Origin of the sequence: Pseudomonas sp. Marseille-Q5115 (assembly GCF_916618905.1) — a bacterium.
Classification (GTDB): Bacteria; Pseudomonadota; Gammaproteobacteria; order Pseudomonadales; family Pseudomonadaceae; genus Aquipseudomonas; species Aquipseudomonas japonica_A.
In genome coordinates, this window is sequence record NZ_CAKAKI010000001.1 from 4670224 (window position 1) to 4697056 (window position 26833).

A 26833-nucleotide genomic window follows, 5' to 3' on the forward strand; every position below is an offset into this window, starting at 1 on the left:
GATTCGTGATGACACGTCGATTGCCGCCGCTCTATGCCATGCGTGCCTTCGAGGCTGCGGCAAGGCACAACTCGTTCACCCGTGCCGCCGAAGAGCTGTCCATTACGCAAAGCGCGGTCAGCCGGCACGTGCGCACGCTCGAGGACTTCTTTGCCTGCCGTCTGTTCTTGCGTGCCGGGCGCAGTTTGCAGTTGAGCGAGTCGGGGCGGCTATTGCTGCCCGGCATACGCGACGGCTTCTCTTCGCTTGAGCGGGCCTGCGCCACGCTGCTTGGGGAGGACGGAATTTTACGTATGAAAGCACCTTCCACCTTGACGATGCGCTGGTTGCTGGCGCGGCTTAGCCGGTTTCGTCACCTGCAGGCCGGCAATGAGGTGCAGCTGACCAGCGCGTGGATGGAAGTGGATGCCGTGGACTTCAGCCTGGAGCCCTTCGATTGCGCGGTGTTGTTGGGCAATGGCAAGTTCCCCGCCGACTGGGAGGCGACCTGGCTGTTCGATGAGCTGCTCATCCCCGTCGGTGGGCCGGAGCTCGCCGCGCAGGCACCGTGGCCCCCCGAGCGCCTGGCGCGGGCTGAACTGCTTCATCCCACCCCGGATCGCCGGGATTGGCGACGGTGGTTGCAACGCATGGGGCTGGACGCTGGCGTATCCCTTCGGGGCGGGCAGGTATTCGATACGCTGGAATTAGGTATGATTGCCGCCGCTCGCGGCTATGGGGTATCCATCGGCGACCTGTTGATGGTCGCCGAAGACGTCGCCGCAGGTCGATTGAGCCTCCCCATGCCGACCGCCGTGGCCAGTGGTGAAAGCTACTACCTGGTGTGGCCGGGCACCCGCCCTGGCAACGACCGTATCCGCAGGCTCAGCGACTACTTGCGCACCGAAGCCGCAAATATGCAATTGCCAGCGGTGACTGTGCTGCGGTAACTAACGCTCGCCCGTAATAACCACGCACACCGCTCAAGTATGCGCGAGCCCCGCCGAATTCCTTACAAGGATCCGGCGGGCAGGATCCAACACTATCCGAACAAACCCTTGGAAGCCTCAAGACCGGCCCAGCTGGCACTTCCAACAGGAGCTGAAATGAATCAACCCCGTGCTTTAATCGCCAGGCAGCTGGGCACTGCGCTCGCTTTTGTCCTGGTCGTAGTGATCAGCGGCAGTACCGCGTTTGCGCTGCGCTCCCTGGACCAGGCCAACCTGGTGACTCGCCAGGAACATATGGCCAGCGAGGCTCGCCTGTTGTCCGAGCAGCTGGACACCTTCCATAACACGCTGCGCGAAAGCACCCAGCGCCTGAGCGGCTTGTTCGAGTCCCGGTTCTCCGCTGGCCTGAGCCTTCACCCCGAGCAGCCGGTGACCGTTGCCGGTACCGCTACACCCGGGCTGTGGCTGGGCGATGAAGTGCTGAACAACGACTTCCGTGAGGTGGACGACTTCCGCAAGATGACCGCAGGCGTAGCGACGGTGTTCGTTCGCAGCGGCGAGGATTTCGTCCGTATCAGCACGTCCCTGACCAAACAGGACGGCACCCGAGCGATTGGCACCCAGCTCGATCACGCTCACCCTGCCTACCAGCGCCTGCTGGGTGGGCAAAACTATGTGGGGGCCGCAGCGCTGTTCGGCCGCTCGTACATGACGCAATACACACCGGTACGTGATGGTTCGGGCAAAGTGATCGCTGTGTTGTTCGTGGGCTTCGATTACACCGATGCGCAGAAGGCGCAGTTCGACAACCTCACTCAGTTCCGTATCGGCAAAAGTGGTTCTCTCGCACTGCTCGATGCGCAGAACCAGTGGTTGGTGCAGCCGGCCGGGGTCAAGAACCTGGACGCCGCGGCCACGGCTATCCGGGCCGACGGCGATTCCGGCAAGGGTCGCTTCTGGGACGACGGCGATGCCGGCTATTACTCCGTGGCAGTGCCTTTCAAGCAAGGCCCGTGGAGTGTAGTGGCGAGTATGCCGCTGGAGGAGTTGCGCGCGGTAACGTGGAAAGTAGGCACCCAGCTGGTACTGGGCAGTTTGCTGGCCACGGTGCTGGCAGTCGGTGCCGCCATTGTGTTGCTGCGCCGCCGGCTCAAGCCGTTGGGCGACCTTGTTCGCCAGGCCGAAGCCTTGGGCGCGGGCGACCTGGAGGCGCGTCTCAATGTGGCCGGCAAGGACGAAATTGCCCAGTTTGCCCGCAGCTTCAACCATATGGGCGATGCCTTGGCTACCATGGTTCGGCATATCCGCACCGCTTCAGAGCAGGTGAGCGATCGGGCGAAAGCACTGTCCAGCCTGTCCGCCGGTGCCTATGAGGGAATGGAGCAGCAGAGCGGTGAGATCACCAGCATGGCGGGCGCCGTGGAGGAGTTCAGTGCAACCTCGTTGAACATTGCCGACAACATGGGCGAAACCGAACGGGTTGCGCAGCAGAATGCCGAGCATACCCGTACCGGCCGATCGTCCATGGAGCAGGCTTCGTCTTCGCTTGAGCAGATCGCGGGCGCACTGGGCGACACCGCTAAAGTCATCGACACGCTGGGGCAGCGCTCGCAGGAAATCGGCGGCATCGTTGGTGTGATCACCTCCATCGCCGAGCAAACCAACCTGCTGGCGCTCAACGCCGCGATCGAAGCCGCCCGTGCAGGCGAGCAGGGCCGTGGCTTTGCCGTGGTAGCGGATGAAGTGCGCAGCCTGGCATCGCGTACTCGCCAGGCCACTGATGAGATCTCCACGATGATTGCCAGCATCCAGCAGCAAACGGGTCAGGCGATCCAGACCATGGAGCAAGGCAACCAGCTGATGCAGGAAGGTTTGTCACGCAACGCCAAGGTGGCTGACGCGCTGTCGCGCATTGATGAACAAAGCCGCATGGCCGGTCAGCAATTCGCGGCTATCGCCACCGCTACTCAAGAGCAAAGCGACACCGCAACCCTGTTGAGCAGCAACTTGCAAAGCATTGCCCACGCCAACAGCGAGCAGCGCGAGGCCGTGTCTAACCTTGCTATCACCGCCCGCGATCTGGAAAGCCTGGCCGAGGACCTCAGCCGCGAAGTGGACCGCTTCCGCGTTCGCGGCTGATAGCCCCAGAGGTCAACCCAGCTGTGCCTCGCACGCCTGCAGCGAGCGCAGCTGGGTCTGTTCATACAGCGCCATTTCATCGATAACCGGCCGGCCGAGCGCTTGTTCGAACTGCGCGCGGTTTGCGTTGCTGCCGTATTCACTGCGCGCTTCACCACCCAGGTTGGACTGGAAAATCCCCGCGGCACTTACCGGCAGGAAGTCCTCGTAGATCACAGGCTCGCACTGCACCGCACCCTCTGCCAGCAGTGTGGTCAGGTCTCTGCCGCGGCTGCCCTCTGCAAGGCCCTTGGCGGTCGGTGCATAGCGGAACCACGCCAGGCCCTGCTCGCGCAGGGCTTGAGCATCGTCCGGGAAGTCGCGGAAGGCTTCTTCAAGCAAAGCGGTGTAGCGCTGCGGATCGCGTTCGGCGGGTACGCCGCCCAATCCCGTTCGCGCCCTCTCCAGCAATTGGTCGTACAGGGCGCGGCCGGCGGGCGTAAGCGCGGCTCCGCGCTGCTCTATCTCGCCAAAGCGGGCGGTGTGCGAGCCTGCCGCGCCCTGTGAATCGGTGAAGGCAACGGCTTCCTCCAGCGCCTTGAAGCTGGTCTGCCGTAGCAGGATCGGTTGCTTGCGCTGCGGTGGGCCCTCTACCACGGCCTTGGGCGTGATCCCGCGTGCTGGCATTTGTTGCTGCACGTGGTCGATGTCCAGGGTGCGAGGGGTAAGGTGGTTGATGTGCGGGCCCTTGAAGGCAACCACATCTGCTATCAAACGGTGCTGATCGTGCAGCAACTGGTACTGTGCTTGAGTAACAGTTGCCTGGCGATGCCAGCGGAAGGTTTCCAGCGCCTCGGCCACGAAGCTATCCGCCTCAGGCGGTGTCAGCCCGCCCTGTACTTCATGTTGTTCGATCAATGCGAGCGCCTTCGCGGTGAAAATCTGCCGCTTGGCCAGCAAGTCGGCGGCCATCTCACGTAACGGCGCATCGTCTATCAGTTCCAGCCGCAGCAACGAAGTGAATACCCGGAATGGGCTGATGCGCAGGCTGTCCTCGTGTACGGCTCGAAATGCCGTGGAATGCACCGGTACCCCCGCGGACGACAGGTCGTAGTATCCCACGGGCTGCATGCCCATCACTGCAAACAGGCGGGCCAGGGTTGCCAGTTCCTCGGCGGTGCCTACCCTTATCGCGCCGTGACGCTCCTCATCCAGCCGCTCCAGATCACCTCCCAGGCGCAGGGCGTCCGCAAGTGCGGGTCGTGCGGCCAAGGTGCCCTGGTTGACGTCAGCTACCAAGGCCAGCAGGTCGCCGTACAGTGGCACCTCAGCACGATACATGGCCGACATGGCGCGAGAAAACGAGGCGCGGATATCGTCCGGGCTGGCGAATCCAGTGGTAGGCATGGCGGGGCTCCGTTGCAGGTAAGCGTGGCCTATTCAAGCGGCGCAGGCGTGAACGAGGCAAGCGAAAAAAAGTCCTCGGTTCATTCCTTATTTTCGGGAAGGGCTATGATGCTGCATTCAGCATTGACCACAAGCGCGTGTCATTCCCTCGCGGAATGATGTGCTGCCAAATGATCGCTTGAGGGTAGCCATCCTCGCAGCGAATATCCCAGTCATCGAAGTTGAATGCGCTCGGAGAACTCACATGATCGACGGTTTGCTGCAACACCTGGGTGTGCCCGCCACGGCTTATCGCGACGGTAACCATCCCGTGTTCACCCCTATCGACGGCAGCCAGATCGGGTCGATCACCTTGCAGGGCAAGGATGAAGTTCAAGCGCGCATAGGCGCGGCCCATAAAGCATTCCTGACCTGGCGCAACGTGCCGGCCCCTCGCCGCGGTGAGCTGGTGCGCCAGTTCGCTGAAGTGCTGCGAGAGAACAAGGCTCAGCTCGGCGAGCTGGTGTCCGTCGAGGCCGGCAAGATTACCCAGGAAGGCTTGGGCGAAGTGCAGGAAATGATCGACATCTGCGACTTCGCGGTTGGGCTGTCGCGCCAGCTGTACGGCTTGACCATCGCCTCAGAGCGCCCTGGCCACCACATGCGGGAGAGCTGGCATCCGCTGGGCGTAGTAGGCGTGATCAGCGCGTTCAACTTCCCGGTGGCGGTGTGGGCCTGGAATACGGCCCTGGCTTTGGTGTGCGGTAATGCCGTGGTGTGGAAGCCTTCGGAAAAAACGCCGCTTACCGCCCTGGCCTGCCAAGCCCTGCTGGAGCAGACATTGACGCGCTTTGGCGATGCTCCCGACGGCCTTGCACAGTTGCTGCTGGGTGATCGCGAAGCCGGCGAGGCGATGGTGGACGACACCCGCGTGGCGCTGGTCAGTGCCACTGGCAGCACCCGCATGGGTCGCGAAGTGGGCCCGCGTGTGGCCGCTCGCTTCGGCCGCAGCCTGCTCGAACTCGGCGGTAACAACGCGATGATTCTGGCGCCCAGCGCGGATCTGGACCTGGCCGTGCGCGGCATTCTGTTCGCCGCCGTTGGTACCGCAGGCCAGCGTTGCACCACCTTGCGCCGGTTGATCGTGCACCGTTCCATCAAGGACGAAGTGGTTACCCGCGTGAAGGCGGCCTACGCCAAGGTGCGTATCGGCGACCCCCGCGAAAACAACCTCGTCGGCCCGTTGATCGACCGGCAGTCATTCCAGGCCATGCAGGACGCCCTTGCCCGCGCCCGTGATGAAGGCGGCATAGTACATGGCGGTGAGCGCCAGCTTCAGGCCCAGTACCCTGATGCCTACTACGTAGCGCCAGCGTTGGTGGAGATGCCCGCTCAAAGCGCAGTGGTGCGGCATGAAACCTTCGCGCCCATCCTGTATGTGATGGCTTACGACGATTTCGAGCAAGCGCTGGAAATGAACAACGATGTTCCACAGGGCCTGTCCTCCTGCATTTTCACCACCGATGTACGCGAAGCCGAGCGCTTCCAGAGCGCTTCGGGCAGTGATTGCGGCATCGCTAACGTCAACATTGGCACCAGCGGCGCAGAGATCGGCGGCGCGTTTGGCGGCGAGAAGGAAACCGGCGGTGGCCGCGAATCCGGCTCCGACGCGTGGCGCGCCTACATGCGCCGCCAGACCAACACTGTTAACTATTCACGCGACCTGCCCTTGGCCCAAGGCATCGTGTTCGACTGATACACATTGTATTGACCAGCTGAGAGCTTGCGATGCCGCCCCGCCAATTGCGCCAGGAATGTTTGTGGGAACGTGTATTACGCCCCGCGCCGGCACCCAGCCGGCTGGATACGACAGTGCGCACCCAGGTGTGCGTGATCGGTGGCGGCATCACCGGCCTCTGCGCCGCCATTCGGTTGCTCGAACGTGGCCATCAGGTGGTATTGCTGGATGCGCACCAGGTGGGCCACGGCGGCTCGGGGCGTAACGTGGGGCTGGTCAACGCGGGCACCTGGATCAAGCCGGACGACGTGGAAGCGACGCTGGGTGCGGACATTGGCGGGCGGCTGAACAAGGTGTTGGGTGAAGCCCCGGCCCGGGTGTTCGAGACCATCGCCCGGCATGGCATCGATTGCCAGGCGCACAACGACGGTACGTTGCACATGGCCCACAACGCCAACGGCGCAGCGGACCTTCAAGCCAGGCATGACCAATGGCATCGGCGCGGGGCAAACATCGAGCTGCTCACGGGCGCGCGGTGCCGCGAGTACTGTGGCACCGGTAAAGTTGAGCTGGCATTGCTGGACCACCGCGCCGGGACTATCAACCCGATGGCCTATACCCGCGGCCTTGCGGCAACGCTGCAACGCCTCGGTGGGGCGCTCTATCAGGACACTCCGGTCACCGGCTTGCAGCGTGAGGGCTCGGGCTGGCATGTGAGCACTGCCAGCGGCAGCGTTGAAGCCGACAAAGTAGTGATCGCGACGGGCGCCTATACCGAGGGCGACTGGAACACGCTCAAGGACAATTACTTCCGCGGCTACTACCTTCAAGTGGCCTCGGTCCCTCTCACTGGTGCGGCGGCGGATGCCATCCTGCCTCACGCCAAGGGTTCCTGGGACACCCGCACCGTACTCAGCAGCATCCGCCGGGACGACGACGGCCGCCTGCTGCTGGGCAGCATGGGCCGGCTGGATAACAAGCCGGGGTGGTTCGTGCGCAGCTGGGCGGACCGTATCCAGCGCCATTACTTCCCCGAACTGGGCCAGGTGGAATGGGAATGCCACTGGACCGGCACCATCGACTTCACCCCCGACCACCTTATGCGGCTTTACGAGCCGGCACAGGGCCTGATCGCGGTCACAGGCTACAACGGCCGCGGCAACACCACCGGTACCGTGCTCGGCGGGGCGATGGCCGACTTCCTCATCGACGAACGCGCCGATAACCTCCCAATGCCGTTCTCCCAAAGCCGGCCGGTCAGCGTGGCGACATTGCGAAGCGGGTTGTACGAGACGGGGTTCGCGCTGTACCACGCGGGGCAGTGTTTGAGGGTGGTGTTGTAGGGACTACCCAAGGATTGTAATGCGCAGGATTGTACGTATAATACTGCGTGATGATTGGTGGCTTAAAGAGGATGTGGCAATGACCGCACTTTTGGAAAGAGCAGAGCACGCTGTATCCGCGACCGCCATGGTCAGGAGCTTCGGCGCGAAACTCAAAGAAGTGACCAGCGGTGCCGCACATCATCTGGTGATCTTTAAAGACAATGAGCCTGTCGCCGTTTTGGTGGGGGTGGACGCCTACCAAGCGCTGCAGGATGAGCTCGAAGACCTTCGAGCAGAACGGCTTGCTATCGAGCGGCTCTCCACCTTGGATGAAAACAACACTGTGAGCCTTGAAGAAATGGAGGCTCGCTTCGGTTAGGCATCGGCCCATGAACTGGAGTGTCAGGTTTCATCCTGAAGTAGAGCAAGACTTGAAGCAGCTTGGGGCGGCCGAGGCAAGGCGAGTGCTTAAAGTGATCCGGGAACGTATTACCAATGGCGAACCCGATAAGACTGGCAAACCTTTGAGAGGTGCATTAGCGGGATACCGGCGCATACGAACAGGTGACGTGCGTATTGTTTATCGCATTAATGGGACGGAAATTGTCCTCGTGCTATGCGTGGGCGCTCGTCGTGACGATGAAGTTTATGAAACGGCCGTACACCGCTGCTGATCCTCCCGGAATTCTTAAAACCTCACCCCGCCGCCGGCCGGTACTGCAACGCCTCGGCCAAGTGCTCCCGCCCGATACTTGCCTGCCCTTCAAGGTCGGCCAATGTTCTGGCGACTTTCAATAACCGGTGCGCCGCCCTTAGCGACAGTGTCAGCCGCTCGCAAGCCTGCTCCAGCCAGGCTTCATCGACTTTCGCGAGCTGGCAGTGGGTGCGCAAGCTGTTGAGGTCTAGAAACGCATTGGCGCACCCTTGGCGCTGAAGCTGGATGTCCCGAGCGCGGGCAACCTGTTCCGCAACCTTGGCGGTTGATTCGCCGCGTGGCCCGTCGGGGTTGAGTGTGGTGGTTTCGCGCGCAACGGTTACGTGCAGGTCGATGCGGTCCAGCAGGGGGCCGGAGAGCTTGTTGCGGTAGCGGTCGATCTGCTCGGTGGTGCAGCGGCAGCGCCCGGTGGTATCGCCCAGGTAGCCGCAAGGGCAGGGGTTCATCGCCGCGACCAACTGAAAGCGCGCCGGAAAGCGGATCTTGTCCCGGGCCCTTGCGATTACGATCTCGCCCGACTCCAAGGGCTCACGTAGCACCTCCAGCACCTTGCGGTCGAACTCCGGCATTTCATCAAGGAACAGCACGCCGTGGTGGGCGAGGGTAATTTCGCCCGGTTGTGGCCGGCCACCTCCGCCCACCAACGCGGCCCCGGAGGCCGAATGGTGTGGATGGCGAAAAGGCCGCTGCGGCCAGCTGCTCAAGGGTATATGGCTGGCCACAGAATGAATCGCTGCCACTTCCAGTGCTTCGTGTTCACTGAGCGGTGGCAACAACCCCGGCAACCGGCTGGCGAGCAAAGTTTTACCGGTGCCCGGTGGGCCACTGAACAACAGGTTATGAGCGCCGGCGGCGGCCACGAGCAAGGCGCGTTTGGCGGCGATTTGCCCCTGCACCTCGTTCAGGTCCGGATACGGCCGGGAAACCAAACACAGCCCTTGCGCCTTGAAGGGGCTGAGGGGCTTTTGCCCGTTGAAGTGGCCGACGAGTTCCAACAGGTTGCCCACTGCAATGACGGTAAGCCCGTTCGCCAGCGAAGCCTCCTCGGCGTTGGCCTGCGGTACCACCAAGGTACGGCCGGCGTCCCGTGCCGCCAGCGCAGCCGGCAATACACCTTGAACGGACCGCACGGCGCCGGACAACGCCAGCTCTCCCAGGCACTCCACATCGCGCAACGCATCGGCGGGTACCTGCCCGCTGCCTGCCAGAATGCCCAGCGCAATGGCCAGGTCGAACCGGCCGCCGTCCTTGGGCAGGTCGGCGGGGGCAAGATTGAGCGTGATACGCCGCGGCGGAAAGGTCAGGCCCGAGTTCACGATGGCACTGCGTACCCGGTCCTTGCTTTCCTTCACCGATGCTTCCGGCAGGCCTACCAGGGTAAGCGCCGGCAACCCATTGGCCAGGTGCGCTTCAACCAAAACTGCGGGCGCGCCAACCCCTACCTGGGCACGGCTGTAAACGATAGCGAGGGACATGCTGGCTCCAGTGAATCGCTTCCTTGCGAAGGGCGGAGATTAGCGCAGGGGGCGGAGGTGGGGCGAGCCGGTGTTTGTGGGGATGTTTCATCCAACAGACCAACCTTCCAAGGTTGACAGCATTGAAAAGAGTGGCAAACTTTACCCAAGAGCGCGAAACCGGCGACCTTCAGGTGGTAATGGCCGGCGTTAGGAACCCCGTTGATGACCTGAACATCAGCGCTCGGGTGAGACCTCTTCTCCCCCGCTTGAGGGAGCATAATATCAAGCGTCTTTCAATACTTCTTTATAATAGGCGTAAACAAGCTGGCCTGCTCTATGTTTATTTAGCGATTTTTTATCGCAGTTTATATAGTTCCACAGCATGTGACCTTTGCTTACGTTTATGATTACGAGCATCTGATATTTCGTCGGGTATGCACCTATGAACGAAAGTCGGAATGATTTATCGTCATACATTACTTGCTATACCTCTAACGGGTTACTCAGCGTGTGGGCAGCGAAGTGAGCAAACCTTTCCCGTGCGTTAGCGCGTTTTTGCACTATGTGTAAAAGATAATCCCGTCGGGCCTGGATCGGCCCTATGGGTGTACTAATGAATTTAAATTGCTCGTCCTCCGTGAAGCCCAATGCTTTCGCAACCTGGCGCAAGGCAGCATCCGTATCACTCGCGCCCGAGATTTCATGTATTTTAGAATCAGTTACTATCATGTCCCGCACATCCGCCAAACCTAACGTCTTCCAGTTGGTCTGGCTACCTACTTTCTTCGCCTCGCAGTGTTGCATGCCATTTGACCCAGGATGCTGTGGCGAATAGTGCGATTTTGGACTGGGAAAACCAACTTTTCAACTGAGCGCGCTCTAAGCTCTTATTTTCAATTGAAAGAGAATGATTCTGCACAATATATTGTTCAGTTAAGTTTGATTTAATTTGATTTGATGCTGTCCATCCACTTAAGGATTCGCTACGAATCACGTATACATAGGGGCATGCCATTCAGTAACTCCAGATATAATCAGATTTTATCTGCGAGATATGTCCATGAATCGCGTCATCCTCATCGCCGCCGCCCTCCTGCTCGACCCCCAGGGCCGTACCTTGCTCGTGCGCAAGCGCGGCACCGCCTTTTTCATGCAGCCTGGCGGCAAGATCGAGCCCCACGAGCAGCCGGTGCAGGCACTGGCGCGGGAGCTGGAAGAGGAGTTGGGCGTGCGGATTGAGCCAGGCCAAGCAACTTACCTTGGCGCCTTTGCCGCGCCGGCGGCGAACGAGCCTGGCTTTGAAGTACGTTGCGAGCTGTTCGAAGTGATGTTCGACGGCCCGGTGCAACCTGCGGCGGAAATCGAAGAAGCGGTTTGGGTAGATGCCGAGCAGGCTCAGGCCTTGCAGCTGGCGCCGCTTACCCGGGATTGGGTGCTGCCACGGTTTTTCGCCGAGGCAGTGAGCTGACCTCCAGGCTGCGCTTCCTCGCCGCTCGGCTATAGTCATTCGACGCCCGCCTGAACGCCGAAGGAGCGCCCGATGACCCGCCTGACTGCCAAGGACTTCGCCCCCGAACTGCTTGAGCTCTATGACTACTACGCCCATGGCCGTATCAGCCGGCGGGATTTTCTCGACCGCGCCGCAGCCTTCACCGTCGCCGGGCTCTCTGCATCTGCCTTGCTTGCCAGCCTCAGCCCCGATTACGCCTTGGCGCAGCAAGTCGAATTTACCGATCCCGATATCCTTCCCGAATACCTGACGTACCCGTCGCCCAAGGGGCACGGCCAAGTGCGAGGGTATCTGGTACGGCCGGCGAAGAAGGACAAAGCGCCGGCTGTGGTAGTGGTCCATGAGAACCGGGGCCTTAACCCCTATATTGAAGACGTTGCACGCCGCCTTGCCAAGGCGGGTTTCGTAGCGTTTGCCCCGGATGGCCTGAGCTCGGTAGGCGGTTACCCGGGTAACGACGACAAAGGCCGCGAACTGCAGCAGAAGGTCGACCCGGAAAAGTTGATGAACGACTTCTTTGCGGCAATTGAATGGATGAAGGCCCACCCGGCAGCCACCGGCAAGGTGGGGATTACCGGCTTCTGTTATGGCGGTGGCGTGTCCAATGCCGCTGCGGTCGCCTATCCCGAGCTGAGCGCTGCGGTGCCGTTCTATGGTCGCCAGCCCAAGGCCGAAGACGTTCCCCGGATAAAGGCGCCCCTGCTATTGCACTATGGCGAACTGGACACCGCCATCAACGAAGGCTGGCCCGCCTATGAGCAGGCGCTGAAGGCCGCCAACAAGACCTACGAGGCCTACATTTACCCGGGGGCCAATCATGGCTTTCACAACGACTCCACCCCTCGCTACGATCAGGCCGCTGCCAACCTGGCGTGGGAGCGTACCCTGGCCTGGTTCAACCGTTACCTTGCCTGAGGCTTGCCTACATCCAAACCCCACCGTCGCCCATGTGCTGCTCCAGCCGGGCTCGTAGCCAGCGCTCGGCGGGGTCGGTGTCGGTGATGCTCAGCCACACCATGGACAATTCCAGTGCAGGTGTTTCAAAGGGGAGCGGCTCGGCATGCAGTGTGCCCCAGGTTTCCATGGCGGTCGCGGCATAATCGGGGCAGCCCGCCAGCAGGTCGGTCCCCGCGAGTATGGCCGGGAGTGAGCTGAATTGGGGCACCGACAGCACTACCTTTCGGGTGCGGCCGATTTCATCGAGCCATTCGTCGGCTATACCCCGGGTGTTGGCTGTGTGCGACACCACCACATGAGGCCGGCTGCAGTACTCATCCAATGTGAGTGGGCTACCTGAAATGTCAGCTCGCAGTACCCGGGCATGCATTCGACGAAGCAGCTTGCGCTTGGCATTGGCCGGCAACCCGCGGGTCTGGCTGATCCCTACGGTGATGTCACCGGCGGCAAGCAGGTCGGGAATGCGCCAGTAGTCCACGTGCTGCACTACCACCACAACATCGGGTGCCTCCTGGCGTAACGCACGCAGCAGTGGCGGCAACAATCCAAACTCTACGTCATCGGACAGCCCGATACGGAAGGTCATCTTGCTGGTCGCCGGCTCGAAGTCGTGGCTGAGGCTCAGTGCTACAGACATGGCATCCAGCGCCGGCGAAAGGTGCTTGATCAGCTCCTCGGCACGGGCCGTGGGCTCCATGCGATGCCCGACCCGGATGAACAACGGGTCGTTGAACAGTGCGCGCAGGCGATTGAGTGCCGCGCTGATTGTGGGCTGGCCGAGAAAGAGCTTCTCCGCGACGCGGGTGACATTGCGCTCGAGCATCAATGCTTCGAACACCACCATCAGGTTGATATCGGCCTTGCGCAGTTCGTTGCGATTCATCGGCGGGCATCTGCGAGCGGGAAGGGCAAGCACCTGCGAGGTGCGTGGTTTCAGTCCTGAGCCGGCGAGGGCGCTTCGGCAGGAGGTTGCGGCAGACGTGCCTCTAGCTCCGCGAGGCGCGCTTCGAGCGCATCCACCTTGGCACGGGTGCGCGCCAGTACCGCCATCTGGGTATCGAATTCTTCGCGGCTGACCAGGTCAAGGCGGGCAAACGCGCTATTGAGCAAGGTGCGGAACTGGCTTTCGAATTCTTGCCGGGGCGGCAGCGCATCGCCGCCAAGCAGGCGGCTGGCCTGGTCGGTGAGCGCGTCGAGGAAGGCTTTTGGCGCAAGCATGTGCGGCGAATCCATGACGAGGAAATTGCCGAAAGTGTATCACGCAGTGGTTGAACAGCTTGGTACAAAGCATTGCACAGTTGTTGGGCAGGCCATTGCACTGCCCCGCACCATTGCTGTGCGCTGGCCTGTGCCATTACTGAAGCCATGACGCTTGAAACCGTCGATTGGCCTGATTTCAAAGCGGCACGCAGAGATGGCAAGGTTTCTGCTTGGAGCCAATCGACCCATGCACTGATGGCGACCTGAAAGGCGAACGCAGTGTGCAGGCGGAGCGGGAAGTGTTTCGTCAGGAGCGGTGCCCGCGGCCGGGCCGGCCCTAGCCGGCGGTGCGTTACAAAGGCGGGCACTGCGCTTAGACTTGAGCCGGGTTTGTTTTCCTGGGGCAAGTCCACCAATTCGGGAGAGAGTTTCATGAAGCTAGTCACTGCCATCATCAAGCCGTTCAAGCTGGACGACGTGCGCGAGTCGCTGTCGGAAATCGGCGTGCAGGGCATTACCGTCACTGAGGTCAAGGGCTTCGGGCGGCAGAAAGGCCATACCGAGCTGTACCGTGGCGCCGAATACGTTGTGGATTTTCTGCCGAAGGTGAAGATCGACGTTGCCATTGATGACAAGGATCTGGACCGCGTGATCGAAGCGATCACCAAGGCCGCCAACACCGGCAAGATCGGTGACGGGAAGATCTTCGTGGTCAATCTGGAACAGGCGATCCGCATCCGTACCGGCGAAACCGATACCGACGCTATCTAAGCCGACCCATAGAAAAAAGCCCCAGGAGTAAACAATATGACTCTGCGTCAATTCGCAGGGCTAGGAGCCCTGTTGTCTCTGATAATGCCAGGCCTTGCCCTGGCCGATGAGGCGGCGGCCCCTGTGCTCAATTCCGGCGACACCGCCTGGATGCTCACGTCTACCGCGCTGGTGCTGTTCATGACCATTCCAGGGCTGGCCCTGTTCTATGGCGGGATGGTGCGCTCCAAGAACGTCCTGTCGGTGATGATGCAGTGTTTTGCGATTACCGGCCTGGTAACCGTGCTCTGGTTCATCTACGGCTACAGCCTTGCCTTCGATACCACGGGTATGGAGCAAGGCGTGATCAACTTCAACTCCTTCGTGGGCGGCATGGGCAAGGCGTTCCTGGCGGGTATTACCCCGGCCAGCCTCACCTCCGCCACTGCGCTATTCCCGGAAGCGGTCTTCGTGACCTTCCAGATGACCTTCGCAATCATCACCCCTGCGCTGATCGTCGGGGCGTTCGCAGAGCGCATGAAGTTCTCGGCCATGCTGGTGTTCATGGGTGTGTGGTTCACCCTCGTTTATGCCCCGATTGCGCACATGGTGTGGAGCGGTAACGGCGGCCTGCTGTGGGACTGGGGCGTACTGGACTTCGCTGGCGGCACCGTGGTGCACATCAACGCCGGTATCGCTGGCCTGGTGACCTGCCTGGTGCTGGGCAAGCGTAAAGGCTACCCCACCACCCCGATGGCCCCTCATAACCTGGGCTACACCCTGGTTGGCGCCGCGATGCTGTGGGTCGGCTGGTTTGGCTTCAACGCCGGTTCCGCCGCAGCCGCCAACGGCACTGCCGGAATGGCTATGCTGGTTACCCAGATCGCCACTGGCGCCGCCGCATTGGGCTGGATGTTCGCCGAATGGATCAGCCATGGTAAGCCAAGCGCCCTGGGCATCGCCTCCGGTGTTGTCGCAGGCCTGGTTGCCATCACCCCCGCCGCAGGCACGGTAGGCCCGATGGGCGCCCTGATCATCGGCCTGGTGGCCGGTGTACTGTGCTTCCTCAGCGCAACCACCCTCAAGCGCAAGCTGGGCTATGACGACTCCCTGGACGCCTTTGGTGTACACGGTATCGGTGGCATCATCGGCGCACTGCTCACAGGTATCTTCGCAGCCCCTGCCATGGGCGGCTTTGGCACGGTCGAAGACATTGGCGCACAGCTGTGGATTCAGGCCAAGGGCGTTGGCTTTACCGTGATCTACACCGCGATCGTGACCTTCGTCATTCTCAAGGTGCTGGATATGCTGATGGGCCTGCGCGCCTCGGAAGAAGAAGAAGCGGTTGGCCTGGACCTCGCTCAGCATAACGAGCGCGGCTACAACCTCTGAAAACGCATGGCCCGCCATTTGGCGTGCCGCTCGCGAAAAAATGCCCGGCTTTCCGGGCATTTTTTATGTCTGGATCTGTCATTGCTTGGAACGCCTGCCTAAACGCCCTCAGGGCTTTTACAGGTGCTGCCGGGCTTTTTTGCTTTTGTAGGAAATGCCTACACCGATACAGGACTTTGCTTTTTTTTCGAGCGCGCTAGAATGCGCCCGAAACCGGGGGAGAACGCCATGTGGCAGCAGACGATCATCACGCTGGCCGCCCGGCCTCGCGGCTTTCATCTGGTAACCGATGAGGTCGTAGCGGGCCTCCCTCAGTTGGCGGCTTGTAAGGTGGGCTTGTTGCACGTCTGGTTGCAACATACCTCCGCTTCACTGACGATCAATGAAAACGCCGATCCGGCGGTGCGTCGCGATTTCGAACGGTTCTTTGACCGATTGATACCGGACGGCGCACCAGGGTACGAACATAACGATGAGGGCGACGACGATCTCCCCGCGCATTTCAAGGCAAGCCTGCTGGGCTGCCAGCTCAGCTTGCCGGTGCGCTCGGGCCGTCTGGCACTGGGAACCTGGCAAGGGGTTTACCTGGGAGAGCACCGCGACCACGGTGGGCCCAGGCGCTTGATCGCCACGCTGCATGGCGAAGGGTGAGGGCGCGGGCCCTCGGTATTTCTTCCAACTGCGCCGAACTCGCCGGCGCGGCTGGGCTATATACAACTGCTCCGGCAACAATGAGGTAGGACGATGAGCGACGACGATCTGGAACAAGACGACCTGGAAGTAGGCGACGAGGACGACACCGAGGAAGGCCTGGAGACGGCTGCCGAAGACGTTGCCGAGGACGATAGCGATGCCGGCGATAGCCCGGCCCCTGCTGGCAAAGGGAAAAAGGCCGCGGTAAGCGTGGACGAACTTCCCAGCATCGAAGCCAAGCAGAAGGAGCGCGACGCGCTCGCCAGGGCAATGGAAGAGTTCTTGTCCCGGGGTGGGCGAATTCAGGAAGTCGAGCCGAACGTAGTGGCCGACCCGCCTCGCAAGCCGGACAATAAGTACGGCAGCCGACCTATCTGAAGCCTGCCTGCTGAAAAAGAAAAAACCCATCGTCGCCGTGGGTTTTTTCTTGTGTTGCGTCAGCGCCAGCTGGCCAATAGCTCAGGCAATTCGCTGAGTGTGGCAATTTCGCCGTCCGGTACGCTGCCGCCTTCCCATGGCAGGCGAGCCGGGTTGTACCAGACTGCCCGGAACCCCGCCTGCTTCGCGCCAGCGATATCATCCTCTGGGTTGTCCCCTACGTGCACTGCGGCCTCTGCCGTCGCGCCAGCACGTCGCAGCGCCTCCTCGAAGGGGCGTGGATCCGGTTTGCCCACGCCTACATCTTCGGCGCATAGCGCAAAGCTGAAATAGTCCGCTACACCGAGCCGGCGAACGTCGGCGTTGCCGTTGGTAATTGCGCCTAGCGTGTAACGCTGTGACAGAGCTTCGAGCGTGGCCGGTGCGTCCGGGAAGAAGTTGACCTGATGGCGTGCCTCGAGAAAGGCTTCAAAGCCGTCACGGGCGAGCGCTTGGGCCTGGGCGTGGGGGTAACCGGCCTCTTCAAGCGCGATAAACAGCACTTGCTGGCGCAACTGGCTGATACGGTGCGCCAAGCCAGGGTCGGCGCTTACCAGCCGCTGACGTATCTGGTGCAGCCTCTCCGGCGGAAACGGGCCCAGTTTCGGGGCGTTGGCTGCCAGCCATTCGCGCAATACGATCTCGGCGCTCTGGATCACCGGGGCGGTATGCCACAAGGTGTCATCCAGGTCGAAAGTCACCAATGTGAGGGTCATGGCTGTTCACCGTCCTTTAGGCGCTTGGCGCGTGGATGAGCACTGTCGTACACCTTAGCCAGGTGCTGGAAATCCAGATGGGTGTAAATCTGCGTAGTGGAGATGTCCGCATGGCCGAGCATCTCCTGTACTGCGCGCAGGTCCTGAGAGGACTCCAGCACATGGCTGGCGAACGAATGGCGGAGCATGTGAGGGTGCAGGCGCTGGCCGAGCTCACGCTGGCCGGCGGCCTGAACCCTCAGCCGTATTGCCTGCTGCCCAAGGCGTTCGCCGCGCTTGCTGATAAACAGGGCGTTGTCGGCAGGGCTTGCCAGGCCACGCATGCGCAGCCACTCGCGTACTGCCTCGCGGGCCTTGCCGCCCACTGGCACCACCCGCGCCTTGTTGCGCTTGCCCTGAACCCGTACCAGGCCTTCGGTGAGGTCAAGGGCATCGAGGTCCAGCCCGGCAAGTTCGGATAACCGCAGCCCGGACGAATAGAACAGTTCGAGCATGGCCTGGTCGCGGCGCCCGATGAAATCATCCTCCACCGCGCCATCGAGCAGTTGCTGGGCACGGTCGGTATCCAGCACCTTTGGCAAGCGCCGCTCACCCTTCGGCGCGGACAGGCCTACTGCGGGATTGTGGTCGCAGAGCCCTTCGCGTAGCAGCCACCCGTAGAAGCCCCGCACCGCCGATAGCAATCGAGCGAGGCTTTTGGGCGCCTGCCCGTGCTGGTGTAGCCGGGCAACAAGGCGGCGAAGCTTGGCAGCTGTGAGGTCCGGCCAGGCAGTGATCTGGTTCTGCTCGCAGTACTCGGCCACCTTGGCAAGGTCGCTGCCAAAGGCGCGAAGGGTATGGGGGGACGCCTGGCGCTCGGTGCGCAGGTGGTGGCAGTAACCTTCCACATGCGCTTGCATCGTCAACGTACCGGGCGCACCGCGCCGGTGAAGCGCGGTAGCACGCGGCCCAGGACTTCGGCGATATGCGCCAGGAACAATGTACCCACCGAGCTGCGGTAGTGATCTGCGTCGTCGCTGCCAATGGCCAGGATGCCTTGAATGCCCTGATGCACAAGAGGCGCGAGCGCCGTGGAGGCGACAGCCGAATGTTCGGCCCCGAACAGGAACTCCAACTCATGCGGCCGAAGTGCGCCTGTGACCGGACGAGGCTCGACCAGCAACGCGCCTATGGCCTGTTGGGCCTCGGCGAGGGTTACGGAGCGCCCCACGGGAGTTGGCGCCTCGGTGAACAGCACAAGGCTTACGAAAGGTACCTTGAAGGACTGGCGGAGGCTGTCGTCGACCGCCATCACTACTTCCTCAAGGCTGGTAGCGTCCAGAAGGTCAAGCATCAGGCGCCGGGTTTTCTCGAACAACCGGTCGTTGTCCCGGGCTACGTCCATCAGATGGCTCAAGCGTTGCCTCAGCTCGGTATTGCGCTCGCGCAGCAGCTTGAGCTGATGCTCCACAAGCGAGACGGTATCGCCTCGCTTGTGGGGGATGCGCAAGTCGGCCAGCAGCGCTTCGTGGCCCATGAAGAACTCAGGGTGCTGTTGGAGGTAGGCCACCACGGCCTCGGCGTCAGCCTCGCCGGCAGGGGCAACAACCTGTGGCTCATCGCTCATCGTCGCTGCTCTCCTGTAGTCACAAGCGTACCTGGCCTTCATATACCCGAACGGCTGGCCCGGTCATCATCACAGGCTGGCCAGGGCCAGCCCATTCCAGCGACAACCGGCCCCCAGGCAATTCAAGGGTGAGGGGGGAATCCATCCAGCCCTGGGCGATCGCCGCCACAGCCGCCGCGCAGGCACCCGTCCCGCAAGCCCGGGTTTCGCCAGCACCGCGCTCCCATACACGCAGCTTCCCGTGCTGGCGGTCCACCACCTGAAGGAAACCGGCGTTGACCCGCTCGGGGAAACGGGGGTGGTGCTCGATGCGCGGGCCCAGGGTTTGCACCGGAGCGGTGTCAACGTTGTCCACGCGCATCACGGCATGAGGGTTGCCCATGGACAGCGCGGCGATGTCATACGCCATGCCGTCGATCTCCAGCACATGGGTGAGCTCGTCGTGGTCGGCCTGGAAAGGTACTTCGGCCGGTGACAGCCGCGGCGGGCCCATATCCACACTGATCTGGCCGTCGTTGCGCACGTCCAGCTCGATGATGCCCTTCTTCACCTCTACGCGGATCTTTTTCTTGGCGGTCAGCCGCTTGTCCAGCACGAACCGGGCGAAGCAACGGGCGCCGTTGCCACACTGTTCCACCTCCGAGCCGTCGGCATTGAAGATCCGATAGCGGAAGTCGACGTCCGGGTTCGTCGGCGCTTCTACCAACAGCAGTTGGTCAAAACCGATACCGGTGTTGCGGTCGCCCCACTGGCGCGCGTGCTTGGGGGTAATGTGCGCATGCTGGCTGACCAGGTCGATGACCATGAAGTCATTGCCCAGGCCGTGCATCTTGGTGAAACGCAGCAGCATGGCCATTACTCCGGCAGCAGGCTTTCGCCAGCATAGAGTTCGGCGATGGTTTCGCGGCGGCGAACCTCATGTGCCTCGGTACCGTTCACCAGTACCTCGGCGCAACGGCCGCGGGTATTGTAATTGGAGCTCATCACGAAACCATACGCGCCGGCGGAGTGCACCGCCAGCAGGTCGCCTTCGGCCAGGGTCAGCGGCCGGTCCTTGGCGAGGAAATCGCCGGTTTCGCAGATGGGACCAACGATGTCATACGTGCGCGGCTCGCCCTGGCGAGGGCTCACGGCCGCCACGTTCATCCAGGCCTGGTACAGCGCCGGGCGAATCATGTCGTTCATGGCCGCATCGACGATGGCAAAATCCTTGTGTTCGGTGTGCTTGAGGTACTCCACCCGAGTAACCAGCACGCCGGCATTGGCCACGATGAACCGGCCTGGCTCGAACAGCAGGGCCAGGTCGCGGCCTTCGGTGCGCTCGCGCACGGCCTTGATGTACTCGCTGACCTCGGGCGGTTCTTCGTCGCGATAACGCACGCCCACGCCGCCGCCCAGGTCGATATGCCGCAAGTGAATGCCGCAATCGCCAAGCCGGTCCACCAGTGCCAGCAGCCGGTCCAGCGCATCCAGGAAGGGCGCCAGGGTGGTGAGTTGCGAGCCGATGTGGCAGTCCACACCCACGACTTCGAGGTTCGGCAATTGAGCAGCGCGCAGGTACACGTCCTCGGCCTGCTCGATGGAAATGCCGAACTTGTTTTCTTTCAGGCCGGTGGAGATGTACGGGTGGGTACCTGCGTCCACGTCCGGGTTGACCCGCAACGAAACTGGCGCCCGCAGGTCCAGCTCCGCAGCCACCGATTGCAGCCGCTCGAGTTCATCGGCCGACTCCACGTTGAAGCAGTGCACACCCACTTCCAGGGCGCGGCGCATGTCGGCTCGGGTTTTGCCCACGCCCGAGAACACCACGCGGTCTGCCCGGCCACCCGCAGCCAGCACACGCTCCAGTTCGCCACCGGAAACGATGTCGAAACCCGCGCCCAGCCGGGCCAGCACGTTGAGCACGGCCAGGTTGGAATTGGCCTTCACGGCATAGCACACCAGGTGGTCGACGCCTTGGAGGGCGTCTGCGTAGGCATGGTATTGAGCTTCGATGTGCGCGCGCGAATAGACGTACACCGGCGTACCGAAGCGCTCGGCTACGGCCGACAGCGCAACGCCTTCCGCGAACAGCTCGCCGTCACGGTATTGAAAAGCGTTCATATCGGCCCTTATTCGTGTTGATGCGACTGGCTGTGGCCGTCGTGTTTGGCGTCGTCCGGAAGGTATAGAGGACCCTTCTGGCCGCACGCGGATACGAGGCAGGCAACCGCGACAAGCGCAGCGAATGAGGCGATAAGGCGCTTCATGGCGAAATCCTTTGTATAAACCGTCAGTTGCGCCCGAGTATACCGGCGAGGCGCTGCCTTGCCTACGAAATGACCGCCCCGCCGGGCGGCGGCGATCCGGCCGATAGTCTTTGCAATCGAGGGAATCTGCTCGTATCTTGCCGCAGTTGTTTGACCCGTCCGATACCGAGGTTGCCCATGAGTTTGACCGAAGCGCGTTTCCACGATCTGGTGGACAGCACCCAGGAAGCCCTGGAAGACGTGTTCGATGAAAGCGATCTGGACGTGGATGTGGAAAATTCCGCGGGCGTACTGACCGTGCGTTTCGACAATGGCAGCCAGCTCATCTTCAGCCGCCAGCCCCACCTTCGGCAGCTCTGGCTCGCGGCCCGTTCGGGCGGTTTCCATTTCGACTACGACGAAGCCAGCAGCAAATGGATGTGTGATTCGTCCGACGAGTTGCTCAGCGAAATGTTGGTGCGGATCGTGTTCGAGCAGTCGGGCGAGAAGCTGGACTTCGACGAAATCTGATGGCCGCCAAACCGCTCTACAGCAATATCAGCGACGCGGTGAAATCGCCGTGCGTAAGCCTGTGCAAGCTCGACGAGGAGCGTTACTGCCAGGGCTGTTTCCGCCACGTGGAGCATATCCGCGAATGGCGGGCCGCCAGCGATGAGCGTCGCCGGGAAATCCGCGCGCTGGCCGATCAGCGCAAGGCTTTGCCGGCTGACAGCGGCACCCTCTGATCGCTCCAGGCTCAGCCTGACTGCAGCGCCCCATTGATTGCCTCTTCCAGGGTGGCTTTGTAGCGCAGGTAGCTGTTGCTGGACAGGTTCTGCTCACCGCCAAGCCCAGACAGGTCCAGGTCGGTGATATAGCAACGATACGCTCCGCTGTCTCGACGCTGATCGAGAATTTCCCGCGCAACTTCCCCGTACAGTCTGTCGCCGTATTCCAGCTCGTTGAACTCCCGCTGGTTGCAGAACAACGTGACCCGAGGCTGCCCCTCGGCCTTTTTCCTGAGGATGGCTTGAACCTCATAAACGGCATCGGCGCCGTCCCCTTTGGGTGGGGGCCGCCTTTCCACCGTACGGGACTGCGCCGGGTTGCCGGTAATCCGATAGTAAAGCGTGCCCAGCGTGAATGGCCGGTCCAGTGCCATTCGAGCCTCACGCCGATAGGCTACCGATTGCAGAAAGCGGTGAAGCGGCAGCAGCAGGCTGGATTCGTCATGGAAGGCCAGCCGCTGATGCCACAGCGCATTATGCTCATCCAGCACATACACCATCGCTTCGTCCCCCTGCCGGCTGTAGAACACCTGCACGCAGTCCGGGTGAGCGTGGGGAAGGATGAGCGACAGCTCGTGCCCGGCCAGCGCATAGGCATCCAGATGCAGCGGGCTGTAGGCCTTGAGGGGGCGGGAAAGGTAGTCCAGAAGAACGGGCAAGCCAGGCAAGGGAACATGGCGAACATTGCCCGGTGTCAGTTCCAGCACGTGGTACTGCTGCTCTACTTGTATCAGGTAGCGGTGGCCCAGCTGCCGTTCCAGCAGCTCCGTTGCGGTGTCAAACAGCTCCTGCACGCGGTTGCTGATCGCCTGGGCCCGGTTATGGCAGAAACAACGAACATGCAACCGAGGCGCAGGGCGCTGCGCAGGCAGGGCATTGAGGTAGTCACGCAGGCAGTCGAGCAACGCATGGCGGCCCTCATATCGCTGGTAGAGCACTTCGTTCCAGCTGTTCACCACAACCTGGTCCAGCGTGAGCACCAGGTTGTCGCGCACTCCCGCGTAACTGAGCGAGTCGGTACGCTCGGTGGTCATGAGGATATTCATTTCGCGGTGATGCTTGAGGGGGTCAATCCCCACATTGACCAGGAGCAACACTTCGTTGGGCGTCGCGGGCTGCAACAGCTGCGCTTCACTTATCGGGGCCATCGGTAGCGCCACCGTTCGTTGCAGCGCGCCCAGCAGGTTGAAAAGCTCGAACTCGCTGAGGTCGGACTCACCCGGGTGAACCGCCACGCGTGTGGTGGCCGCGATAATGCCGTTGCGATGGCACCAGGCCAGTAGTTCGACCAATTCATGGCTGCGCTTGAGCGGCGTGTACTGCTCACACTCCACCGCGCTGTAATTTCCGCGATAGAGGTACCACAGCCGTTTGCCTGGCTCCCGCCGGTTGGGGCCCTGCAGGAGGGTTACGGTGTCTTCGGCAAGGTTGGGGGCGATACCTGGGTTGAGGATCTCCACCTTGCCCGCTCGCCGATCGAAGGCGGCGTACAGGCGCCGGCCGAGAACGTTGAGGTCCTTGCGGTTGGCTGGGCTATCAGTGTGGTGCGCACGGGAAAACTGCGTAAGAAAACGATAGCTACTGTTGAGCTCTGCCACCAATGCCTGCCGCTCAGCTGTGACTTGGCCGACTTTCCAGTAGCCACGGTTGTCCAGCAACCGTAGCTGCTGTTCGCTCCAGCCCCACTCACCGGCCAGGCGCTGCATGGCTTGCAGCTGCCAGCTGGTGGAGCGGCCCGGCCGAGCCAGGCTCACGCGGCGATTGACCTTCAGGTACAGCGCACGCCTCACCAGTTCCAGCCGGCCAGGCTCGTTCCGGTCCAGAAGGTAGGCCTCTATCCGCCGGTAGACCATCATGTAGGGGTCGAGCTCATCCAGGTCGAGCTGCCCGGCGTAAACTGCGTGCTTGAGCTGCAGGCTTACGCAATGCACGGCGGGGTGTTGAGCCGCATACACCTCGGTGAGCAACAGCTTGAGCAATGACTTGTAGGGCGATTCCAACCCCTTGAACAGCTGCCAAAGCCCCGCGCCGATAAATTCACCGGCCGGTATGCGCGCAAGGTTGCCCAGGTCGAGCACCTCCTGCTCACGAATGAACCGCTTGCTCAGCAGGGTCTGGGTGTAACTGGCGTAGTTGGCCTCCTCGTACACCGGCACCAGCCACCATAGGGGCGTACGGCCGGCGAGCCAGATGGCGGTACGGTAGAACTCATCCAGCAGCAGGTAGTGCTGGGTGGTGCCACTGTCATCGGAACTGAGGGTGTTGTCGCGGTCCTCGCGTACGAACCGCTCACAGTCGATCAGGAAAAAGTGTGCCTCGGCGCCTTGTGTCGCGGCCCAGGCCTCGATGGCCTGGCATTTGCGCCGCAGCTCATCCAGTTCCCCTTCAGCCAGCCCGGAGGCGTGGCATACCCATACGTCCATATCGCTGCGCTCGTCCTGAGCGAGGCTGCCCAGGCTGCCCATCAGGAAAAGCCCATGTATGGGCGTCGGGGCGTTTCCGCGGCGTGGCTTGTAGGTGAACGAGCGGGTGAGCCGCTGGGCCTCGGCCAAGGTCTCGTCGTCCGGTTCATAAGCACTCATGCCCGCAGGGGTAAAACCTGAGACGTAACCGGGAAGCAGAGGGTGGTTCACATGGAAAAGCAGCGGCAGCAGCCGCAGTACAAACTGCTGCCGGTTGGCGAAGCCTTCTATCGCCCGCTCCAGGCGCCCTTGGTTGACGGTAAGAAACCGCTGGCGCAGCTGGGCAAGCACCTTGCGGTCGATGCCGGTGCCCAGGTCGGGCCGGATTTCGGGTGTGCGGGTCATCTGAGGCTCGGGCCGCCAGGCCGATAACGGGTTATAGGCGTTATCGGCCGAGTGGCCCGCAGGTTGAGTGCCGTCAGGCTTTTTGTGGTGTACGCAGGATGGTCGCCAGCGCCTGGGCGTGCTGGGCGGCTTCCAGGCCGAGGCTGGTCAGGTAGCCGCCGTCGGGCTGGGTCACCAGTTCTTTCTCGTGAAGCCGCCTGGCTGCGGCGATCGCGGTCGGAACGGCGGTCTGGTGCACTTTCAGGCCTTCCTGGGTATTGGCCAGGTTGTACAGTGACAGAAGCTCAAGTTCGGCGATCAGTTCCGGGGTGTAGGTCATGAAGCGGCCTCGCTGTTGTTATTGTCGGTGGGCATGGCCGGCCCGGCCATGCCCGTGGGCCTCTTCGACGGCGGTGTTTCAGGCGTCCTCTTCTGGCAGCTCGGGCAACGCACGCAGCGCAGCCTCGTACCATTCCCCGTCGAAAGGGCGGTCGGCCTTCAACATGTTGTCGATCTCGATCGCCAGCACGTGGGCCATGAGGTTCAGAATATCGGCTTCTTCGTATCCCACCAGCTTGAGTTTGTTAAAAGTCGCCTGCGCCGCTGGCGGCTCTCCGCTTTCCAGCTGGTTGCGGATCGCTTCGGTAAGGGTTACCTCGGCGAAGCTTTCGTCGTCCAGATCGTCATTCATGCCTGTACCTCAGCGTTGTGCCAGCAATGATTGCCCACGGATCACCGCCGCGCGAACCTGGGCCGGGGCGGTGCCGCCAATATGGTCACGTGCGTTGACCGAGCCTTCCAGGGTCAGCACTTCGAATACATCGCCTTCGATGTGTGTACTGAACTGACGCAGTTCCTCAAGGCTCATTTCAGCCAGGTCCTTGCCGGTGTCCACGCCATACTTCACGGCATGGCCTACGATCTCGTGGCAATCGCGGAAAGGCAGGCCGCGGCGCACCAGGTAGTCGGCCAGGTCGGTTGCAGTGGAGAACCCGCGCAGGGCCGCCTCGCGCATCACTTCATGGCGCGGCTTGATGGCCGGGATCATGTCGGCAAACGCACGCAGGGAATCGCGCAGGGTGTCCGCAGCGTCGAACAGCGGCTCCTTGTCCTCCTGGTTGTCCTTGTTGTAGGCCAGCGGTTGGCCTTTCATCAAGGTCAGCAAGCCCATGAGGGCGCCGAACACGCGGCCGCTCTTGCCGCGCACCAGCTCCGGAACGTCCGGGTTTTTCTTCTGAGGCATGATCGAACTGCCGGTGCAGAAGCGGTCCGGCAAGTCGATGAACTGGAACTGCGCGCTGGTCCACAGCACCAGCTCTTCGGAGAACCGTGACAGGTGCATCATCGCCAGGCTGGCGGCGGCGCAGAATTCAATGGCGAAGTCACGGTCCGAAACGCCATCCAGGGAGTTCCCGCCCACGGCTTCGAACCCCAGCAGTTCGCACGTTACTTCGCGGTCGATCGGGTAGGTGGTGCCAGCGAGCGCGGCGCTGCCCAGCGGCATGCGGTTGGTGCGCTTGCGGCAATCCACCAGGCGCTCGTAGTCGCGGCTGAGCATCTCGAACCAGGCCAGCAAGTGGTGCCCGAAGGTGACCGGCTGAGCCGTTTGCAGGTGGGTGAAGCCCGGCATGATGGTCCTGGCTTCGCGCTCGGCCACTTCCAGCAAGCCTTTTTGCAGGCGGGTGATCTCGCCCAGGATGGCGTCGATTTCGTCGCGCAGCCACAGGCGAATATCTGTGGCTACCTGATCGTTGCGGCTGCGCCCGGTGTGGAGCTTCTTGCCGGTAACGCCGATACGGTCAGTGAGCCGCGCCTCGATGTTCATGTGTACGTCTTCGAGATCGACGCGCCAGTCGAAGGTACCGGCCTCGATCTCCGCCTGGATGCTGTTCAGGCCCTCGATGATGGCGTCACGCTCGCTGTCGGTGAGCACGCCCACCTTGGCCAGCATCGTTGCGTGGGCGATCGAGCCCATGATGTCGTGGCGGTAGAGGCGGCGGTCAAAGGTGACCGAAGCGGTGAAGCGGGCGACGAAGGCGTCGACGGGTTCGCTGAAGCGGCCGCCCCAGGACTGGTTGGTCTTGTCGGTGCTCATGACTGGCTCGTTGGAGGTTCGAACGGG

28 protein-coding genes are annotated in these 26833 nt (G+C 62.0%); 14 read left to right on the top strand and 14 right to left on the bottom strand.

All coding sequences use genetic code 11. The features are described 5' to 3' along the window. The first annotated feature begins 8 nt into the window (after window positions 1-8). Together LG385_RS21300 and LG385_RS21305 are read left to right on the top strand one after the other, a co-directional pair. Window positions 9-929, top strand: coding sequence for a LysR substrate-binding domain-containing protein (locus LG385_RS21300; protein WP_225775801.1), 921 nt, complete (start codon window positions 9-11; stop codon window positions 927-929). A gap of 156 nt (window positions 930-1085) precedes the next feature. Then, window positions 1086-3068, top strand: a complete 1983-nt coding sequence (locus LG385_RS21305; RefSeq protein WP_225775802.1) for a methyl-accepting chemotaxis protein — start codon at window positions 1086-1088, stop codon at window positions 3066-3068. A 12-nt stretch (window positions 3069-3080) separates the two neighbouring features. On the opposite strand, the gene LG385_RS21310 is transcribed toward LG385_RS21305, so the two are convergent. After that, window positions 3081-4454: a VOC family protein gene (locus tag LG385_RS21310; RefSeq protein WP_225775803.1), complete on the bottom strand. Its 1374-nt coding sequence runs from the start codon at window positions 4452-4454 to the stop codon at window positions 3081-3083. A gap of 244 nt (window positions 4455-4698) precedes the next feature. Here LG385_RS21310 and LG385_RS21315 point away from each other — a divergent pair, with 244 nt between their 5' ends. The 4 genes from LG385_RS21315 (at window position 4699) to LG385_RS21330 (ending at window position 8170) form a co-directional block, all read left to right on the top strand. Beyond that, window positions 4699-6189, top strand: a complete 1491-nt coding sequence (locus LG385_RS21315; RefSeq protein WP_318781413.1) for an aldehyde dehydrogenase family protein — start codon at window positions 4699-4701, stop codon at window positions 6187-6189. A 32-nt stretch (window positions 6190-6221) separates the two neighbouring features. Further along, complete coding sequence (locus tag LG385_RS21320; RefSeq protein ID WP_225775804.1) at window positions 6222-7514, top strand: NAD(P)/FAD-dependent oxidoreductase; 1293 nt, start codon at window positions 6222-6224, stop codon at window positions 7512-7514. 127 nt (window positions 7515-7641) lie between these two features. Continuing rightward, window positions 7642-7875 (top strand): type II toxin-antitoxin system Phd/YefM family antitoxin, encoded by a 234-nt coding sequence (locus LG385_RS21325; RefSeq protein WP_225776296.1) that lies wholly within the window; start codon window positions 7642-7644, stop codon window positions 7873-7875. A 10-nt stretch (window positions 7876-7885) separates the two neighbouring features. Beyond that, entirely contained in the window at window positions 7886-8170 is a 285-nt protein-coding gene (locus tag LG385_RS21330) for a type II toxin-antitoxin system RelE family toxin (RefSeq protein ID WP_225775805.1), read from the top strand. Window positions 8171-8192: 22 nt separating this feature from the next. Here LG385_RS21330 and LG385_RS21335 read toward each other — a convergent pair whose 3' ends face one another. Continuing rightward, window positions 8193-9686: a YifB family Mg chelatase-like AAA ATPase gene (locus LG385_RS21335; protein ID WP_225775806.1), complete on the bottom strand. Its 1494-nt coding sequence runs from the start codon at window positions 9684-9686 to the stop codon at window positions 8193-8195. Window positions 9687-10728: 1042 nt separating this feature from the next. Here LG385_RS21335 and LG385_RS21340 point away from each other — a divergent pair. Further along, window positions 10729-11136 (top strand): NUDIX hydrolase, encoded by a 408-nt coding sequence (locus LG385_RS21340; protein ID WP_225775807.1) that lies wholly within the window; start codon window positions 10729-10731, stop codon window positions 11134-11136. A 72-nt stretch (window positions 11137-11208) separates the two neighbouring features. Beyond that, complete coding sequence (yghX, locus tag LG385_RS21345; RefSeq protein WP_225775808.1) at window positions 11209-12093, top strand: YghX family hydrolase; 885 nt, start codon at window positions 11209-11211, stop codon at window positions 12091-12093. Between the two features lie 7 nt (window positions 12094-12100). On the opposite strand, the gene LG385_RS21350 is transcribed toward yghX, so the two are convergent. Further along, complete coding sequence (locus LG385_RS21350; RefSeq protein WP_181111069.1) at window positions 12101-13018, bottom strand: LysR substrate-binding domain-containing protein; 918 nt, start codon at window positions 13016-13018, stop codon at window positions 12101-12103. A gap of 50 nt (window positions 13019-13068) precedes the next feature. Then, window positions 13069-13353: an accessory factor UbiK family protein gene (locus tag LG385_RS21355; protein WP_225775809.1), complete on the bottom strand. Its 285-nt coding sequence runs from the start codon at window positions 13351-13353 to the stop codon at window positions 13069-13071. A 414-nt stretch (window positions 13354-13767) separates the two neighbouring features. Between LG385_RS21355 and glnK the strand changes: the two genes are divergently transcribed. From glnK to sutA, 4 genes are all read left to right on the top strand, one after another. After that, window positions 13768-14106 carry a P-II family nitrogen regulator gene (glnK, locus tag LG385_RS21360; protein ID WP_002555808.1) on the top strand — a complete coding sequence of 113 codons (339 nt, stop codon included), beginning with the start codon at window positions 13768-13770 and terminating at the stop codon, window positions 14104-14106. Window positions 14107-14142: 36 nt separating this feature from the next. Beyond that, a complete protein-coding gene (locus tag LG385_RS21365) occupies window positions 14143-15477 on the top strand; it encodes an ammonium transporter (RefSeq protein WP_181111067.1) in 1335 nt (444 codons plus the stop codon). Between the two features lie 228 nt (window positions 15478-15705). Next, complete coding sequence (locus LG385_RS21370; RefSeq protein WP_225775810.1) at window positions 15706-16128, top strand: secondary thiamine-phosphate synthase enzyme YjbQ; 423 nt, start codon at window positions 15706-15708, stop codon at window positions 16126-16128. Between the two features lie 93 nt (window positions 16129-16221). After that, entirely contained in the window at window positions 16222-16548 is a 327-nt protein-coding gene (gene sutA, locus LG385_RS21375; protein WP_181111065.1) for a transcriptional regulator SutA, read from the top strand. A gap of 59 nt (window positions 16549-16607) precedes the next feature. On the opposite strand, the gene LG385_RS21380 is transcribed toward sutA, so the two are convergent. Genes LG385_RS21380 through lptM form a run of 6 tightly spaced genes read right to left on the bottom strand, consistent with a single transcriptional unit; the run spans window position 16608 to window position 21158 of the window. Further along, window positions 16608-17303, bottom strand: a complete 696-nt coding sequence (locus LG385_RS21380; RefSeq protein WP_181111064.1) for an HAD family hydrolase — start codon at window positions 17301-17303, stop codon at window positions 16608-16610. After that, on the bottom strand, window positions 17300-18202 hold the full coding sequence (xerC, locus tag LG385_RS21385) for a tyrosine recombinase XerC (protein ID WP_225775811.1): 903 nt from the start codon (window positions 18200-18202) through the stop codon (window positions 17300-17302). The genes LG385_RS21380 and xerC overlap by 4 nt, the downstream gene beginning before the upstream one ends. Window positions 18203-18204: 2 nt before the next feature. Further along, window positions 18205-18909 (bottom strand): DUF484 family protein, encoded by a 705-nt coding sequence (locus tag LG385_RS21390; RefSeq protein ID WP_181111062.1) that lies wholly within the window; start codon window positions 18907-18909, stop codon window positions 18205-18207. A 19-nt stretch (window positions 18910-18928) separates the two neighbouring features. Beyond that, window positions 18929-19759: a diaminopimelate epimerase gene (gene dapF / locus LG385_RS21395; RefSeq protein ID WP_225775812.1), complete on the bottom strand. Its 831-nt coding sequence runs from the start codon at window positions 19757-19759 to the stop codon at window positions 18929-18931. Between the two features lie 5 nt (window positions 19760-19764). Further along, window positions 19765-21012, bottom strand: a complete 1248-nt coding sequence (gene lysA, locus LG385_RS21400; protein ID WP_225775813.1) for a diaminopimelate decarboxylase — start codon at window positions 21010-21012, stop codon at window positions 19765-19767. Window positions 21013-21020: 8 nt separating this feature from the next. Beyond that, complete coding sequence (gene lptM / locus LG385_RS21405; RefSeq protein ID WP_181111059.1) at window positions 21021-21158, bottom strand: LPS translocon maturation chaperone LptM; 138 nt, start codon at window positions 21156-21158, stop codon at window positions 21021-21023. 177 nt (window positions 21159-21335) lie between these two features. Between lptM and cyaY the strand changes: the two genes are divergently transcribed. Both cyaY and LG385_RS21415 read left to right on the top strand, forming a co-directional pair. Then, entirely contained in the window at window positions 21336-21668 is a 333-nt protein-coding gene (gene cyaY, locus LG385_RS21410; protein ID WP_181111058.1) for an iron donor protein CyaY, read from the top strand. Then, the gene (locus tag LG385_RS21415) at window positions 21668-21883 is read left to right on the top strand and encodes a DUF1289 domain-containing protein (protein WP_181111057.1); all 216 of its coding nucleotides are present in this window, start codon (window positions 21668-21670) and stop codon (window positions 21881-21883) included. Before cyaY ends, LG385_RS21415 begins: the two co-directional genes overlap by 1 nt. An 11-nt stretch (window positions 21884-21894) precedes the next feature. On the opposite strand, the gene LG385_RS21420 is transcribed toward LG385_RS21415, so the two are convergent. The 4 genes from LG385_RS21420 to argH form a co-directional block, all read right to left on the bottom strand. Next, the gene (locus LG385_RS21420) at window positions 21895-24732 is read right to left on the bottom strand and encodes a class I adenylate cyclase (protein WP_225775814.1); all 2838 of its coding nucleotides are present in this window, start codon (window positions 24730-24732) and stop codon (window positions 21895-21897) included. Window positions 24733-24805: 73 nt separating this feature from the next. After that, window positions 24806-25051 carry a TIGR02647 family protein gene (locus tag LG385_RS21425; RefSeq protein WP_225775815.1) on the bottom strand — a complete coding sequence of 82 codons (246 nt, stop codon included), beginning with the start codon at window positions 25049-25051 and terminating at the stop codon, window positions 24806-24808. Between the two features lie 78 nt (window positions 25052-25129). Beyond that, window positions 25130-25402 (bottom strand): hypothetical protein, encoded by a 273-nt coding sequence (locus tag LG385_RS21430; protein ID WP_225775816.1) that lies wholly within the window; start codon window positions 25400-25402, stop codon window positions 25130-25132. 9 nt (window positions 25403-25411) lie between these two features. Continuing rightward, window positions 25412-26806, bottom strand: a complete 1395-nt coding sequence (gene argH / locus LG385_RS21435; RefSeq protein ID WP_225775817.1) for an argininosuccinate lyase — start codon at window positions 26804-26806, stop codon at window positions 25412-25414. Window positions 26807-26833 lie beyond the last annotated feature (27 nt).

What these genes read in the sequence shown, in the direction of transcription:
- LG385_RS21300 (WP_225775801.1), top strand. Translation starts at nt 9, where the DNA reads ATGACACGTCGATTGCCGCCGCTCTATGCCATGCGTGCCTTCGAGGCT.
- LG385_RS21305 (WP_225775802.1), top strand. Translation starts at nt 1,086, where the DNA reads ATGAATCAACCCCGTGCTTTAATCGCCAGGCAGCTGGGCACTGCGCTC.
- LG385_RS21310 (WP_225775803.1), bottom strand. Translation starts at nt 4,454, where the DNA reads ATGCCTACCACTGGATTCGCCAGCCCGGACGATATCCGCGCCTCGTTT.
- LG385_RS21315 (WP_318781413.1), top strand. Translation starts at nt 4,699, where the DNA reads ATGATCGACGGTTTGCTGCAACACCTGGGTGTGCCCGCCACGGCTTAT.
- LG385_RS21320 (WP_225775804.1), top strand. Translation starts at nt 6,222, where the DNA reads ATGCCGCCCCGCCAATTGCGCCAGGAATGTTTGTGGGAACGTGTATTA.
- LG385_RS21325 (WP_225776296.1), top strand. Translation starts at nt 7,642, where the DNA reads ATGGTCAGGAGCTTCGGCGCGAAACTCAAAGAAGTGACCAGCGGTGCC.
- LG385_RS21330 (WP_225775805.1), top strand. Translation starts at nt 7,886, where the DNA reads ATGAACTGGAGTGTCAGGTTTCATCCTGAAGTAGAGCAAGACTTGAAG.
- LG385_RS21335 (WP_225775806.1), bottom strand. Translation starts at nt 9,686, where the DNA reads ATGTCCCTCGCTATCGTTTACAGCCGTGCCCAGGTAGGGGTTGGCGCG.
- LG385_RS21340 (WP_225775807.1), top strand. Translation starts at nt 10,729, where the DNA reads ATGAATCGCGTCATCCTCATCGCCGCCGCCCTCCTGCTCGACCCCCAG.
- yghX (WP_225775808.1), top strand. Translation starts at nt 11,209, where the DNA reads ATGACCCGCCTGACTGCCAAGGACTTCGCCCCCGAACTGCTTGAGCTC.
- LG385_RS21350 (WP_181111069.1), bottom strand. Translation starts at nt 13,018, where the DNA reads ATGAATCGCAACGAACTGCGCAAGGCCGATATCAACCTGATGGTGGTG.
- LG385_RS21355 (WP_225775809.1), bottom strand. Translation starts at nt 13,353, where the DNA reads ATGCTTGCGCCAAAAGCCTTCCTCGACGCGCTCACCGACCAGGCCAGC.
- glnK (WP_002555808.1), top strand. Translation starts at nt 13,768, where the DNA reads ATGAAGCTAGTCACTGCCATCATCAAGCCGTTCAAGCTGGACGACGTG.
- LG385_RS21365 (WP_181111067.1), top strand. Translation starts at nt 14,143, where the DNA reads ATGACTCTGCGTCAATTCGCAGGGCTAGGAGCCCTGTTGTCTCTGATA.
- LG385_RS21370 (WP_225775810.1), top strand. Translation starts at nt 15,706, where the DNA reads ATGTGGCAGCAGACGATCATCACGCTGGCCGCCCGGCCTCGCGGCTTT.
- sutA (WP_181111065.1), top strand. Translation starts at nt 16,222, where the DNA reads ATGAGCGACGACGATCTGGAACAAGACGACCTGGAAGTAGGCGACGAG.
- LG385_RS21380 (WP_181111064.1), bottom strand. Translation starts at nt 17,303, where the DNA reads ATGACCCTCACATTGGTGACTTTCGACCTGGATGACACCTTGTGGCAT.
- xerC (WP_225775811.1), bottom strand. Translation starts at nt 18,202, where the DNA reads ATGCAAGCGCATGTGGAAGGTTACTGCCACCACCTGCGCACCGAGCGC.
- LG385_RS21390 (WP_181111062.1), bottom strand. Translation starts at nt 18,909, where the DNA reads ATGAGCGATGAGCCACAGGTTGTTGCCCCTGCCGGCGAGGCTGACGCC.
- dapF (WP_225775812.1), bottom strand. Translation starts at nt 19,759, where the DNA reads ATGCTGCTGCGTTTCACCAAGATGCACGGCCTGGGCAATGACTTCATG.
- lysA (WP_225775813.1), bottom strand. Translation starts at nt 21,012, where the DNA reads ATGAACGCTTTTCAATACCGTGACGGCGAGCTGTTCGCGGAAGGCGTT.
- lptM (WP_181111059.1), bottom strand. Translation starts at nt 21,158, where the DNA reads ATGAAGCGCCTTATCGCCTCATTCGCTGCGCTTGTCGCGGTTGCCTGC.
- cyaY (WP_181111058.1), top strand. Translation starts at nt 21,336, where the DNA reads ATGAGTTTGACCGAAGCGCGTTTCCACGATCTGGTGGACAGCACCCAG.
- LG385_RS21415 (WP_181111057.1), top strand. Translation starts at nt 21,668, where the DNA reads ATGGCCGCCAAACCGCTCTACAGCAATATCAGCGACGCGGTGAAATCG.
- LG385_RS21420 (WP_225775814.1), bottom strand. Translation starts at nt 24,732, where the DNA reads ATGACCCGCACACCCGAAATCCGGCCCGACCTGGGCACCGGCATCGAC.
- LG385_RS21425 (WP_225775815.1), bottom strand. Translation starts at nt 25,051, where the DNA reads ATGACCTACACCCCGGAACTGATCGCCGAACTTGAGCTTCTGTCACTG.
- LG385_RS21430 (WP_225775816.1), bottom strand. Translation starts at nt 25,402, where the DNA reads ATGAATGACGATCTGGACGACGAAAGCTTCGCCGAGGTAACCCTTACC.
- argH (WP_225775817.1), bottom strand. Translation starts at nt 26,806, where the DNA reads ATGAGCACCGACAAGACCAACCAGTCCTGGGGCGGCCGCTTCAGCGAA.